Here is a 12945-nt window from a genome sequence, read left to right as displayed (position 1 = left end):
ATGGAAAACTTTCTTCAACAGCTCAAAACCTTGTCCTCCGCCGAGGATTTCATGCAGTATTTTGGCGTGCCCTTCGATCAGAAGGTGATGAACATCAGCCGGCTGCACATCCTCAAGCGATTTTTCCAGTACCTCCGGCAGGAGACACCGCTGGCGCAGACCGATGAGTTGCAGATGTTCACCGCCTACCGGGCGCTGCTGACCAAGGCCTATGGGGACTTCGTCACCTCCACGCCGGCCCAGGAAAAAGTATTCAAGGTGTTCCAGGACACCGACGGCAAGCAGCATGTGACGCTGGACAGCCTCAGGGCGTCCATGCCGCAGCGCGCTGCCGCTGCCTGACAACCAAGGAGTCATTGACATGCACATCGTCGTTTGTATCAAGCAGGTTCCGGATTCGGCGCAGATTCGCGTCCACCCGGTCACCAACACCATCATGCGCCAGGGCGTTCCGGCCATCGTCAACCCCTACGACCTGTTCTCGCTCGAAGAGGCGCTGCGGCTGAAGGACAAGTTTGGCGGCAAGGTCACCATGCTGTGCATGGGGCCGCCCCAGGCCGAGGAAGCGCTGCGCAAATGCATCAGCTTTGGCGCCGACGACGCTGTACTGGTCACCGACCGCGCCTTTGCCGGCGCCGACACGCTGGCCACTTCCTATGCGCTGACCGCTGGCGTGCGCCAGATTGCCAAGGAGCAGGCGGTCGATATCGTCTTCACCGGCAAGCAGACGATTGACGGCGACACCGCCCAGGTCGGCCCCGGCATCGCCAAGCGCATGGGGCTGCAGCTGCTGACCTATGTGTCGCGCATCGTCGAGGTGGATCTGGAAAACCGCAGCATCACCGTCGAGCGGCGTGCCGAAGGCGGCGTGCAGGTGCTGAAAACCTCGCTGCCCTGCCTCATCACGATGCTGGAAAACACCAACGAGATGCGCTTTGCGAATCTGCCCGCGATGATCCACGCCGCCGCCTACCCGGTGCGCAAGTGGAGCAAGGAAGACGCCGGCATTGAAGACCTGAGCAAGATCGGCCTCAAAGGCTCGCCCACGGTGGTGAGCAAGGTCTTCGGCCCGACGCCGCGCAGCGAAAAGGTCGAGATGCTGGACCTGGAAAACTCCAGCCTGCGCGACGTATCGCTCAATTTGATCCAGAAGATTTTTACCCGGCATCCGACGCTTGAATCCGATTTGCTGATGAAGGAGATGACATGAGCCAAGCCCCTACCCCTGCTGCCGCACCGGCCAAGCGCCCCGCCGGCCGTGGCGGCCGCAACCTGGAACTGTCCGACGAACTCAAGGCCTACAAAGGCGTGTGGGTGTTCATCGAGCATGACCGCGGTCACGTCCACAGCGTTTCCTGGGAACTGATCGGCGAAGCGCGCAAGCTGGCCGACACGCTGGGCTGCCCGGTCAGCGCCATCTTGCTCGGCGGCCCGGACGAGCCGCTGGAGAAGTTCGCCGCCGAGGCCTTCACGTTTGGCGCCGACAAGGCCTACATCATGAAAGACCCGGTGCTCAAGGGCTACCGCAACGAGCCCTTCACCAAGGGCATGACCGACCTGGTCAACAAATACCAGCCCGAGATTTTCCTGCTCGGCGCGACTTCGATGGGCCGCGACCTGGCGGGCTCGGTGGCGACCACGCTGCTCACCGGCCTGACCGCCGACTGCACCGAACTGAAGATCGACCCCACGTCCAAAGCGCTGGCCGCCACCCGGCCAACCTTCGGCGGCTCGCTGTACTGCACCATCATGACGCTGGCCTACCGCCCGCAGATGGCCACGGTTCGCCCGCGCGTCATGCTGATGCCGCGTGCCGACGCCAGCCGCACCGGCGAGATCACCTACGACACGCTGGGCATGATCGAAACCCAGGTCGTCACCAAGATGCTGGACTTCATCGCCGACGCCAACAGCAACAAGATCAACCTGCCCTACGCCGACGTGATCGTCAGCGGCGGCAAGGGCCTGAAGAACCCCGAGAACTTCAAGCTGGTGTTCGAGCTGGCGCGGGTGCTGGGCGGCGAAGTCGGCTCGACCCGCCCCTGCGTTCAGGCCGGCTGGGTCGAGGCGGACCGGCAAGTCGGCCAGACCGGCAAGACGGTGCGGCCCAAGCTCTACATTGCCGCCGGCATTTCCGGCGCCATCCAGCACCGCGTGGGCTGCGAGGCGGCCGACGTGATCGTGGCCATCAACACCGATGTCAACGCGCCGATTTTTGAATTCGCGCATTACGGCATCGTCGGCAACGCGATGCAGGTGCTGCCCGCGCTGACCCAGGCTTTCGCCGCCCATCTGGCGCTGCGCAGCCGCCAGGTGGCTTGAGTTGCTGACCGCTCACAGGAGAACGAGATGAAAAAACCATCCCAATTTGACGCCATCGTCGTCGGCGCCGGCCCGTCGGGCAACGCCTGCGCCTACACCCTGGCCAAGGCCGGCCTGAAGGTGCTGCAGATCGAGCGCGGCGAATACCCCGGCAGCAAGAACGTGCAGGGCGCCATCTTGTATGCCAACGCGCTGGAGCAGATCATTCCCGACTTTCGCGATGACGCGCCGCTGGAGCGCCACATCATCGAGCAGCGCATGTGGCTGCTGGACGAAACCTCGTTTGTCGGCACGCACATCCGCAGCGAAGACTACAACAAGCCGCCCTACAACCGCTACACCATCCTGCGGGCGCAGTTTGACAAGTGGTTCAGTTCCAAGGTGCGCGAAGCCGGTGCCCTCTTGATCTGCGAGACCACCGTCAACCACCTGATCATGGACGGCGACCAGGTGGTCGGCGTGCAGTGCGACCGCATGCAGGGCGATGTCTATGCCGACGTGGTGATTTTGGCCGACGGCGTGAACTCGACGCTGGCGCGCAAGGCCGGCTTTCATGGCGAAATCAAGTCCGAGAACGTCGCCCTGGCGGTCAAGGAAATCCTCTTCATGCCCGAAGAAACCATCCGCCAGCGCTTCAACATCGGCGAGGAATCGGGCGTCGTGATCGAGATGGTCGGGCGCATCACCGACGGCATGATGGGCACCGGCTTTCTCTACACCAACAAGGAGTCGCTGACCATTGGCGTGGGCTGCATGCTGGGCGACTTCAAGAACAACCCGAACCGCACCAGCCCTTACGTGCTGCTGGAGCAGATGAAGCGCCACCCGGCCATCGCCCCCTTGATCGAAGGCGGCGAGATGAAGGAATACTGCGCCCACCTGATTCCCGAAGGCGGCTTTCACGCCATTCCGCAGATCTACGGCAACGGCTGGATGATCGTCGGCGACTCGGGCGGCTTTGTGAACGCGGTGCACCGCGAAGGCTCGAACCTGGCAATGACCACCGGACGGCTCGCCGCCGAAACCGTCATCAACGCCAAGGCCGCCAGCAAGGGCTACCGCGCGGACTCGCTCAAGGCCTACAAGACGGCGCTCGATGACAGCTTCGTGATGAAGGATCTGTACAAGTACCGCGACATGCCCAAGGTGCTGCACAAGAACCCGCAGTTCTTCACCAGCTACCCGGACATGGTGGCGCAGGCGGCCCGCACCATGATCACCGTGGACGGCGTGGACAAGAAAACCAAAGAGCGCGAGATATTCGCGAGTTTCCGCAAGACCCGCAAGCTCACCGGGCTGGTGGGTGATGCGTACAAACTCTGGAAGGCCATACGATGACTGCCATTACCGTCAATGTGGAAGAAAAACTCTTCCAGAACCGTTACCGCGTCGATGCGGGGCGGCCCCACATCAAGATCAAGGATGCCGACATCTGCACCAATGCCTGCGGCTCCAAGAGCTGCACCTTTGTCTGCCCGGCGTCCTGCTACAAGACCGAAGGCAACGGCAACGTGACCCTGATCACCGACGGCTGCCTGGAATGCGGCAGCTGCCGGATCATCTGCAGCGAGCACATGAACGTCGAGTGGGAATACCCGCGCGGCGGCCACGGCATCCTCTTCAAGTTCGGTTAAAAAAAGAAAGCAGCCACACACCATGAGCAAACCCCTGCGCCACGTTTTCGTCTGCACGCAGAACCGACCGCCTGTCCATCCGCGAGGCTCGTGCGCCAGCAAGGGCGCCGTCGCCGTGCTGCAGGCCTTCTGGGCCGAGCTGCAAAAGCGCCAGGCTTACGAAAAAGTCTCCATCACCAACTCCGGCTGCATCGGCCCGTGCGAGCTAGGCGCCAATGTGCTGGTTTATCCTGAAGGCGTTCTCTACCGGGGCGTGACGCTTGAAGATGTCAACGAAATCTTCGACAGTCACCTCGAAGGCGGCGTTCCCGTCGAGCGTCTGCTGGCGCCCAAGGCTGTCTGGTGAACCTGCTGACCGGGGTTGAGTCCACCGAGCTGTTCGGCGGCACGGTTTCGCCGGCCGTGCAGCACCTGATCGACGTGGCGCGCAATGCGCCGCCCGCGCAGGTGGAGGCGGCGCTGTGGACGGCGGCTGCCACCGCGCCGGACCAGTTGCCGGTGTATTACCTGCTCTACAAGATGCACGCCGGGCGCGGCCAGCTCGACCTGGCGCTGTCAGCGGCCAGCAAGGGCCTGAGCGCAGCAGCCAAGGCAGCGCAATTGGCCGCTGACTGGCGGCAGGTGGCACCTGGCGACACCGATTTTTCGGTGCCGGGACCGGCGCGCTTCTGGCTCTTCACGCTCAAGGCGCTGGCGTTCATCAACCTGCGCAAGGATGATCGCGACACCGCTAGCGCGCTGGTCGCCAAGCTGCGCCTGCTGGACCCGGAAGACCACCTGGGCGCCAGCACCGTCGAGACGCTGCTGCGGCAGTCCGCCGCCTGATAGTTCACACCGTCATTCCCGCGCAGGCGGGAATCCAGTGCGGCGCTTGGCAAGGCACTCGGCTTTCGCAATACGACTGGATTCCCGCCTGCGCGGGAATGACGCAGGGAAAGTTGTTGCGATGGAAGCCGGCGGCGTGGAATATCAGTGAAGCGCGATCACCTGGCTTGCCTGGGCATCCTCCGGCCCAAAGCACACGGCATGATCCGTGCAGACGCCGCAGGTCGGCGCCTTGCAAATCAAAATATCCTCGCGTTCGCACAACTGCTTGTAGAAAAATTTCTTCCATTTCATGTGCTGCGTGTTTTTGGCGGCAAGGCCTGGAAACCAGTGGCCGATCAGCGCCGAGAGTTCGTTGCGCGACGGCAGGCAGAGGTCTTGCCACAAATGGTTGTCGCCCAGGCTGGCGCAGGCCATCGCCCAGGCCATGGCGTCCGACGCTTGCGCGGGGCCGGCGGCCAAGTCCGCGTGTTCGCGCAGCAGGCTGACCACTTCCTCGATTTCGTCACTGCGCGGCTCAAAGCGGTCGGCGCCGGCCAGCGCGTCCCAGTCCAGCCCGAGCGCCACATCAGCGCCGGGAAACCAGCGCGCCAGCAGCCAGCGCGTGGCCGTCGCATCGAGGCCGGGCATGGGCAGCAGGCTGCGGCCGTGGCGCTCGAACGCAGTTGACAGCACCCCGGCCAGGGCCAGGGCGGCCGCATCGTTCGCGTCCGGTGCGCAAGACATCAACACGGCGTGGGCGCTCATGTCCCGGCTCGCTCAGATCACCGCAGGGGCGTGGGTGTAGCACTTCTTCGGGCAGATCTTGGCGCAGGCGGTGCAGCCAATGCACAGCTCCTGGTGCGCAATCGTCATGACCTTCTTGTCGTATTCATCGTCGTCGTCATCGTCGTCATCGACGCGGACATACTCGCCATCGGCGTTCAGGCCGACGAGTTCAAGCACGCCGCGCGGGCAGACCTTGAAGCAGCGGCCGCAGCCGATGCACTTTTCCTCGTCCAGCGAGGCGACAAAGGTGGGCGTCCAGGTGGCGCCGCTGGGCATGGTGATGTTGAATGTGTTGCTCATGGCGTTTCCTGGCGGGTTTTTCAGCCTGCTGCCGCAGCAGCCTCCTTGCGTGCATCCATCAGCGCGGCATGGACTTCATGGCAGCGCTGGGAAACTTCAAGAATCTTTTCCCAGTTGGTGGGCAGGTCTTCGGACAGGTCGTGCAGGTCCATCTTGGCCTGCGTGGCGCGCGCGTTGAGTTTCTTCAGGCGCGCCTTGAGTTCGTCGGCGTCTGTGCTCATGGCTCAGGCTCCGTACTGGGCCACGGCCGGGTAGGCGCGGATCATGGCGACGGCTTCGTCAAAGAACTTGCCGCCCGCGTCCGCCAGCTTGGCCAGCGACGGGAAACCGAAGCGATGCACGTCGCGCAGCTGCTTGTTGACCACCACCAGGCGGCCGGCGATCAGCACCATGCGGCCAAAGCCTTCGTGGCTCATCTTCATCATCGGCGAGACCATCTGGCCGGTTTCGCGCTCAACGGCCACGGCAATGGCGTTGTAGAAAATCTCCAGATGCCACAGCGTTTCAGGGTCCGGGTCGCCCAGAATCGGCAATGCGCGGCGCTCTTCGGCCGTGTGGATATAGGGCTTGAGCAATTCCAGGTCGGTCTTGCCTTCCCAGGTGCCGTGGATGTCCTGCGCGCGCAGCTGCTTGACCAGTTGCTGCACAAAGGCGGTGCCCATCAGGGCCTCTTCGCTGGCGGGGGTGACAGGCGTCACGGGAGTTTCAATGCTGGCTTGTTCGGTCATGGGGTTACCTCGTCATCTTCAAAGTCAAAAGAGCGTTCGTTGTCCTTGGCCAGCGCCTTGCGCAGCCAGGGCGGGGGCGTGCCATTGAGCACGACCTGCAGCTTGTCCAGGATTTCCGCAATCGACTCGGGCTGCGGCACCTTGATGGGGTGAATCTTCATGGCCACGACGCGCGCCGCGCCGGAGCCGCCGATGGCGGCGACATACAGGATGGCGACATCCTTGATGGCTTCGAGCTTGGGCGCGAGCTTGTCCTCGTCGCCGTCTTCTTCGAGCTTGTCGCCGAAGTCGAAGCTCTCGATGAAATGGTGGCCTTCAGGCGACACCTCATAGACGACGATGCTCTTGGCCCAGCCGAAGTGCGCGTCAACGCGCTCCTTGTCCTGGGTAGCGAAAGCGATTTTCATGAGAACCTCCTAAGTTAAGGTCAGGCACTGGCTTCAGCCAGCGTGGTGGGGGTGAGAGGGGCGCCGCAGCAACCGGCGCCAGCGCTGGGCGCAGCGGCTGCGGCGGCCTCGGGCGTCAGCGGCCAGTCGCCGGGATGGTGATGCACGATCTGGTCGATCATGAGATTGGCGATTTCGAAAATGAAGTCCATCGTGCCCCGGTAGCCCACCATGCGGCGGTGCGCGTTGCCAATGCGGTCAAACACCGGAAAGCCGATGCGCAGCAGCGGCTTGTTCAGCCGTTCCGCCGCCTGACGGCCATGCGAATGGGTAATCAGGAGGTCGCAACCGGCGTCGGCCGCGCCGCGCTCCAGGTCTTCCAGGTCGCCCAGCACGACCTGTTCGGCGGGCAGCAGCGCATGCGCGGGGGATTTGGTGGTGCTGATGCAGCAGCGCAGCTCGGCGCCCATCTCGTGCAGCAGGCCGCCCACGGCCAGCAGCAAATCGGGCTCGGCGCCAATCGCCACCTTCACGCCGCCGGTGTAGAAATGGCCGTCGAGCATGGCGTCGAGCAGCTGGCTGCGCTGGCGCCGGTATTTAGCGGGCACGGGCTTGCCGGAAATCTGCGCCAGGCGCTGCAGGAAGCGGTCGTTGACTTCCAGCCCGGTCAGGCGCTCGAAGATTTCCAGCGGCGTGCCGGCAATCTCGCGCAGCGCCTCGGCGCCCTCGCGGGTCTGCTCGCCCACGCCCAGGGTGAAGGCTGAACCACCAGCGGCGCGAATCTGTTCCAGCGTCGTTCCGCCCAGCGTGGTGCCACGCCAGTCGGGCGCGATGTGGCCGTCCAGCGAGCCTGAAATGTCGGGCAGCACAATCACCGACAGGCCAAAGGATTCGATGATTTCGCGCAGCTCGTCGATGTCGCCCGGCGACAGGTGGCTGCCGGGCAGCAGGGTAATCTGGTCGGCCTTCACCGGCAGCGGCTTGACCAGCGCCTTGACGATGGCGGTGATGGCGTGCTTGTAGCCGTCCTCGAACGCGCCCACGTAGTCGGGCGTCGAGACATAGACGATCTCGGTGTCATCGAGTTCGGGCTTGCGCTTGCGCACCGTGACGATATAGCCGTCCACATCGTCGCCCTTGGTTTCGGTCAGGCCGGTCGAGCAGATGGCGATGACCTTGGGCGCTGCGCGCTTGCGGATATTGACCAGCGCCGCCTCGATGTTGTCGTAACCGCCCAGGATGGAAGTGACCTCGTTCATGGCCGTGGTCTGCAGCGGGATGGCTTCCTTGAAATGGCGCACCAGCAGCACCAGGCCGAAGGAGGTGCAGCCCTGCGAGCCGTGCATCACCGGCATGCAGGCGTCCAGCCCCAGAAAGGCAAAACTCGCGCCCAGCGGCTGGCTCATCTTGAGCGGGTTGACCGTGCAGGATTTTTTCGACTCGACAACGCTGGCCATAGGATGTGCTCTTTTCTAAAGGTTGCGTCAGACCGGAATTTCTTCGGGCTCCAGGCCCATCGCCTTGGCCGCGATGTCGGCCAGAAAGCCCATGCCCGGCGCCGGAACTTCGGGGATGGCCGCCGTCGGCACGGCCCCCAGGGTTTCGCCGTCGTCGCCCCAGGGCGCGGGAATGCGCACCTGCTGCCAGACCGGGTTGTAGATCGCCCTGTCGATTTCACGCACCAGCTCAACCATGCCTTCATAGCCGCCGTAGGGGTGATGGCGCTCCTGGTTGATGTCGAGCCAGGGCATGCGCGCCTTGAGCGCGACAAACTGCGAGCGCCCGCCCGACAGCATGATGTCGGCCCTTGCGTCGCGCAGCATGTTGTACATCTCGCGCGGCGTCATGTCGTCGATCATGTGCGCGTCATCACCCATGATTTCCTTGATCTTTTCCTTGTCTTCCTTGGTGCTCTTCTTGACGCTGGTGCCGGCAATCTCGATGCCCGCTTCCTGCAGCGCAGCCACCACCGACCAGGACTTGACGCCGCCGGTGATCAGCAAGGCGCGCTTGCCGGTCAGGCGTGCCTTGTAGTGCGCGATGCGCTCCCAGGCCCTGGCCTCTTCCACCGCAATCAGGCGCTCGGTGCGCTCCAGCAAATCAGCCGGCGCGCCCTGCTTGACCAGCAGCGTGGCAATCTGGCGCAGCGTGTCGCTCATGTCGCCGATGCCGTAGAACGAGCCTTCAAAGTACGGAATGCCCCAGCGCTGCTCCATCTTGGTGGCGATGTTGATCATCGACTTGGAGCAGACCATCATGTTCACCTTGGCCCGGTGGGCGCTGGCAACCTCGTTGTAGCGCCCGTCGCCCGAAATGCACGACAGGATGCGGATGCCCAGCGCGTCGAGCAGCGGCTTGACCTGCCACAGCTCGCCGACCAGGTTGTATTCGCCGATGATGTTGATGTCGTAAGGGGTGGTGAATTCGGGCTCGACGGTGCCGATCACGTAGTCCAGCAAGGCCTCGGCGCCCAGCTTGTTGCCCAGGTTCTTGGGGCCGGCAAAACCGGGCGCGTTGACCGGAATGATGGGCTTGCCGAATTTTTCGGTGGCGCGCTGGCACACCGCTTCAATGTCGTCGCCGACCAGCGCGGTCACGCAGGTCTGGTAGACAAAGACGGCGGGCGGGTCGTATTTTTCGATGATCTCGCGGATGGACTTGAACAGGCGTTTTTCACCGCCGTAGATCACGTCCAGCTCGTTGATGTCGGTGGTGAAGCCGGTGCGGTAGAGCTGCGAGCCCGATGAGGCGCTGTGCCGGTTGTCCCAGGAATTACCCTCGCAGGCTATCGGCCCGTGGACCAGATGGGCCACATCGACCACCGGCTGCAGCGCAATCTTGGCGCCGTCGAAGGCGCAACCACCGGCTGCGGCGCCGGGGTTGAGCTGCTTGGTGCAGCCCTTCTTGCGTTCTTTTTCGCTTTTGCCCTGGTTCTTGTCACAACCAGGTTCTTCGAACACTTCAGCGATCTTGGCCTTGAGCGAGACTGACATGAAAGACTCCTGACAGGTGGATGTACCCTTCTTTGCATTTTTGATGCCAGGGTAAAAACCGTGTTCAGGAGCTGGTTTGGCGGTGTCGGATTGCTGCCAGCGCTGCGCTTTGGCGGGTTTGGAGGAATTGCGACAGGGGGTTTGCTACAGTGGGTATCGTCAACGACCGTTGAAGGCTGGGGCTGTCGGCCAGGTTTCAGACAGCAGACGTTCAACGCCTCCGCTCAGCCGACGCCGCAGGCGGTCGGATGCAGCGGCCTGTTAAATTGCGCACCGACGAACTCCCTGACGATGCCGATACAAGCGTGCCAGCGCGATGACGGCCGACCAAAAGACCCACCAACTTGCGGCAGCGATATACCAGCCCAATGAAGTTGGGATCGGCCAACCATCTGGCGATCCCTGTAGCGTGGGAAGCCCGCCGTCTTCAAGCATTGACAGACCAATGACGGTTGGAATGTAAAACAGGCTACCCAGGGTCGGAACAATGCGAGCTATGGCAACCTCAAGCAGAAGCAAGCCGCCGCCACCGGAAATCGCGATCAGCAACGACAGCATGTGCCTCGACATAGCAATTTAATGTAATGTAGACCGCAAGCCGCTGCGGCATATATCGGCGAAGGCAGCATAAAAAACATGCGTAAACGCTTGCCGAGCTTTAAAAGCTTGCTCACATAAAAATAGCGACCAACCCGGCAGCTTGATCGCATAGATATTTGACATGGTTCCCCCTGTTATTTTCATTCCCTGAACGCTGGGGACTGTAACTGATCGGCCAATTCGATGAATTTCCCCATCAGCGATGAACCGCCAGCTTCACTTTTCACCCGGCAAGCGACATGGGCCAGGCTCAGGGCTATCGCATCTAAATCCAGGACGTTAAAAAGCGAACGGTCTGAAGCCAGGGAAGTCGGGGAAGGGCAAACTACAGGACTTCAAAACAGCCTGTAGAAAAGCTTTTCATGACCGAACGCCCGCGCCTGAGCCTGATGGAGCATCTCGGCGAGGTGCCAGACCCCCGCATGCTGCGCACCCAGCGCCATGAGCTGCTCGATATATTGGCCGTTGCCTTGTGCGCCGTCATAGGCGGGGCTGACCACTGGACCGAGGTGGTCGAATTTGGCCAGTCCAAGCTGGCGTGGTTTTCCACCTTTTTGAAGCTGCCCAACGGCATCGCCTCGCACGACACGTTCGCGCGGGTGTTTCGCCTGATTGATGCCGATGCACTGGAACAAGCCTGCCAGCAGTGGCTGGCCGGCCTGGTCGGGCGCGTGCAGGGCGTGGTGGCCATTGATGGCAAAAGCCTGCGAGGCTCACGCAACGGCAAGCAATCGCCGCTGCATATCGTGAGCGCATGGGCATGTCAGACCAGCATGCTGCTCGGGCAGGTGCGAACGGCTGAAAAATCCAATGAAATCAGGGCCATTCCCGAGTTGCTCAAGCTCTTGAGCATCCAGGGCTGCATTGTCACGATTGATGCCATGGGCTGCCAAAAGGCGATCACCCGGGAAATCATCAAAGGCCAGGCGGATTATGTTCTGAGCCTGAAGACCAACCACCGGCACCTGTGCCTGGGCGCGGCCTCCTGGTTTGCCCAGAGTCTGGCCAATGGGTTTGCCAACCAGGCGCACAGCCACCATCTTGACCCCACAGGCCCCAGCAGCCACGCACGCATCGAGAGCCGGGAGCATTGGCTTATCGAAGTGCCGCAGCACTTGAGACGGGCCACCAAATCCTGGGCCAACTTGCAAACCCTCGCGATGGTCAGGCGCACGCGGCAGGTGGGTGCAAAAACCAGCGACGAGACCCATTACTTCATCAGCAGCCTGGCCTTGAGCGCGAGCGCCGAGATGCTGGCCCGAGCCGTGCGAAGCCACTGGGCGGTGGAGAACGAGTTGCACTGGTCGCTGGACGTGGGGTTCAGGGAAGATGCCTGTCAGGTGCGCAAAGACAATGCGCCTGCCAATTTCGCCTGCCTGCGACGCATGGCGCTGACCCAGCTCAAGCAGGAAACGACCAAGAAACTCGGAATGCAAGGCAAACGCCGGCGCGCAGGCTGGGATCAGGCCTATATGGAAACCGTGCTCGCAGGGGGCTTTATTTAGATGCGATAGCCCTGGGGCCAGGCTTGAATAGCTACAAAATACATAGCTGCTTGCGCATACTCAGCTTGCGCTAGAGGCTTAAATGGCTTGAAACGATGGCGTAACCCAAGGATGCAGTCCAAGGTGATAGTTGACCAGCCACCAAAATGAAACCACAATGGTTTCATTTTGGTTGGAGAAAACCATGCCCACTACGCTGACCCTGAAGAACATTCCGGATGCACTTTATGGCCGCCTCAAGGAAGCCGCCGAGGTGCATCGACGCAGCTTGAACAGCGAGGTGCTGGTGTGCCTTGAATCCATCCTGCTGCCGCAAAAAATATCGGTCGATGAGCATTTGGCGCGGGCGCGCCAACTCAGGAAAGCGCTGCCCAGCGGGGCATTCAGTGCGCAAGACATTGCACGGCTGCGCGAAGAGGGGCGCCCGTGATCGTTGTGGATTCGAACATTCTGGCGTATCTCTACCTGCCCGGTGATTTCACGGAACAAGCCGAGAAGCTGTTGGCCCAAGACCCCGATTGGGTGGCGCCTGTCCTTTGGCGCAGCGAGTTTCGCAACATCCTGGCCGGATTCATGCGGCGCGGCACGCTCACTTTTGACCAGGCCTATGCCATCCAGCGTGAGGCGGAAGGCTTGCTGAGCAGCAAGGAATATGAAGTGGACTCTTATGCAGTCCTTGATCTGGTGAGAAAAAGCGATTGCTCCGCTTATGACTGCGAGTTTGTTGCCCTGGCTGTCCAACTGGGAACGCGGCTGGCTACCATGGATAAAAAGGTACTTCGAAACTTTCCGGAACATTCGTTCTCGATGGGCGCACCGGCACATTGAGATCGCAAGGCAGATTTTGATGCAACCCTCTTTCCGAGTTAGCCAGCTACAAAATA

18 protein-coding genes are annotated in these 12945 nt (G+C 61.9%); 10 read left to right on the top strand and 8 right to left on the bottom strand.

The features are described from left to right. From nifW to ABLV49_RS08790, 7 genes are read left to right on the top strand one after another with little or no spacing between them, the layout of a single operon-like run. Positions 1 to 342, top strand: coding sequence for a nitrogenase stabilizing/protective protein NifW (nifW, locus tag ABLV49_RS08820; RefSeq protein ID WP_011801698.1), 342 nt, complete (start codon positions 1 to 3; stop codon positions 340 to 342). A 19-nt stretch (positions 343 to 361) separates the two neighbouring features. Beyond that, the gene (locus ABLV49_RS08815) at positions 362 to 1210 is read left to right on the top strand and encodes an electron transfer flavoprotein subunit beta/FixA family protein (RefSeq protein ID WP_349281222.1); all 849 of its coding nucleotides are present in this window, start codon (positions 362 to 364) and stop codon (positions 1208 to 1210) included. After that, positions 1207 to 2322 (top strand): electron transfer flavoprotein subunit alpha/FixB family protein, encoded by a 1116-nt coding sequence (locus ABLV49_RS08810; RefSeq protein ID WP_349281221.1) that lies wholly within the window; start codon positions 1207 to 1209, stop codon positions 2320 to 2322. The genes ABLV49_RS08815 and ABLV49_RS08810 overlap by 4 nt, the downstream gene beginning before the upstream one ends. 27 nt (positions 2323 to 2349) lie before the next feature. Then, positions 2350 to 3660, top strand: coding sequence for an FAD-dependent oxidoreductase (locus ABLV49_RS08805; protein ID WP_349281220.1), 1311 nt, complete (start codon positions 2350 to 2352; stop codon positions 3658 to 3660). After that, positions 3657 to 3956: a ferredoxin family protein gene (locus ABLV49_RS08800; RefSeq protein WP_349281219.1), complete on the top strand. Its 300-nt coding sequence runs from the start codon at positions 3657 to 3659 to the stop codon at positions 3954 to 3956. Before ABLV49_RS08805 ends, ABLV49_RS08800 begins: the two co-directional genes overlap by 4 nt. Before the next feature lie 22 nt (positions 3957 to 3978). Beyond that, positions 3979 to 4302 carry a (2Fe-2S) ferredoxin domain-containing protein gene (locus ABLV49_RS08795; protein ID WP_011801703.1) on the top strand — a complete coding sequence of 108 codons (324 nt, stop codon included), beginning with the start codon at positions 3979 to 3981 and terminating at the stop codon, positions 4300 to 4302. Then, positions 4299 to 4781 (top strand): hypothetical protein, encoded by a 483-nt coding sequence (locus ABLV49_RS08790; RefSeq protein ID WP_349281218.1) that lies wholly within the window; start codon positions 4299 to 4301, stop codon positions 4779 to 4781. The genes ABLV49_RS08795 and ABLV49_RS08790 overlap by 4 nt, the downstream gene beginning before the upstream one ends. A gap of 144 nt (positions 4782 to 4925) precedes the next feature. Here ABLV49_RS08790 and ABLV49_RS08785 read toward each other — a convergent pair whose 3' ends face one another. The 8 genes from ABLV49_RS08785 to ABLV49_RS08750 form a co-directional block, all read right to left on the bottom strand. Next, positions 4926 to 5528: a nitrogen fixation protein NifQ gene (locus ABLV49_RS08785; protein WP_349281217.1), complete on the bottom strand. Its 603-nt coding sequence runs from the start codon at positions 5526 to 5528 to the stop codon at positions 4926 to 4928. Positions 5529 to 5540: 12 nt separating this feature from the next. Beyond that, a complete protein-coding gene (gene fdxB / locus ABLV49_RS08780) occupies positions 5541 to 5849 on the bottom strand; it encodes a ferredoxin III, nif-specific (protein ID WP_011801706.1) in 309 nt (102 codons plus the stop codon). Between the two features lie 20 nt (positions 5850 to 5869). After that, positions 5870 to 6070: a CCE_0567 family metalloprotein gene (locus ABLV49_RS08775; RefSeq protein WP_349281216.1), complete on the bottom strand. Its 201-nt coding sequence runs from the start codon at positions 6068 to 6070 to the stop codon at positions 5870 to 5872. A 3-nt stretch (positions 6071 to 6073) separates the two neighbouring features. Beyond that, positions 6074 to 6577, bottom strand: coding sequence for a NifX-associated nitrogen fixation protein (locus tag ABLV49_RS08770; protein ID WP_349281215.1), 504 nt, complete (start codon positions 6575 to 6577; stop codon positions 6074 to 6076). Then, entirely contained in the window at positions 6574 to 6984 is a 411-nt protein-coding gene (gene nifX / locus ABLV49_RS08765) for a nitrogen fixation protein NifX (protein WP_011801709.1), read from the bottom strand. The genes ABLV49_RS08770 and nifX overlap by 4 nt, the downstream gene beginning before the upstream one ends. 20 nt (positions 6985 to 7004) lie before the next feature. Further along, complete coding sequence (gene nifN / locus ABLV49_RS08760; RefSeq protein WP_349281214.1) at positions 7005 to 8420, bottom strand: nitrogenase iron-molybdenum cofactor biosynthesis protein NifN; 1416 nt, start codon at positions 8418 to 8420, stop codon at positions 7005 to 7007. 27 nt (positions 8421 to 8447) lie between these two features. Beyond that, the gene (gene nifE / locus ABLV49_RS08755; RefSeq protein ID WP_349281213.1) at positions 8448 to 9956 is read right to left on the bottom strand and encodes a nitrogenase iron-molybdenum cofactor biosynthesis protein NifE; all 1509 of its coding nucleotides are present in this window, start codon (positions 9954 to 9956) and stop codon (positions 8448 to 8450) included. A gap of 261 nt (positions 9957 to 10217) precedes the next feature. Beyond that, entirely contained in the window at positions 10218 to 10514 is a 297-nt protein-coding gene (locus ABLV49_RS08750; RefSeq protein ID WP_349281212.1) for a hypothetical protein, read from the bottom strand. Between the two features lie 404 nt (positions 10515 to 10918). On the opposite strand from ABLV49_RS08750, the gene ABLV49_RS08745 reads away from it, so the two are divergent. The 3 genes from ABLV49_RS08745 to ABLV49_RS08735 all read left to right on the top strand — a co-directional run bounded on the left by ABLV49_RS08745 (position 10919) and on the right by ABLV49_RS08735 (position 12889). Then, positions 10919 to 12061, top strand: coding sequence for an ISAs1 family transposase (locus ABLV49_RS08745; RefSeq protein WP_349281211.1), 1143 nt, complete (start codon positions 10919 to 10921; stop codon positions 12059 to 12061). Positions 12062 to 12245: 184 nt separating this feature from the next. Further along, on the top strand, positions 12246 to 12491 hold the full coding sequence (locus ABLV49_RS08740; protein ID WP_349281210.1) for a FitA-like ribbon-helix-helix domain-containing protein: 246 nt from the start codon (positions 12246 to 12248) through the stop codon (positions 12489 to 12491). Beyond that, on the top strand, positions 12488 to 12889 hold the full coding sequence (locus ABLV49_RS08735) for a type II toxin-antitoxin system VapC family toxin (RefSeq protein ID WP_349281209.1): 402 nt from the start codon (positions 12488 to 12490) through the stop codon (positions 12887 to 12889). Before ABLV49_RS08740 ends, ABLV49_RS08735 begins: the two co-directional genes overlap by 4 nt. Positions 12890 to 12945: the final 56 nt, after the last annotated feature.

The organism is Polaromonas hydrogenivorans, from assembly GCF_040105105.1.
Classification (GTDB): domain Bacteria; phylum Pseudomonadota; class Gammaproteobacteria; order Burkholderiales; family Burkholderiaceae_C; genus Polaromonas; species Polaromonas hydrogenivorans.
Note: the sequence above shows the minus strand (reverse complement) of the source record. Positions and strands in the feature narration are given on the sequence as shown.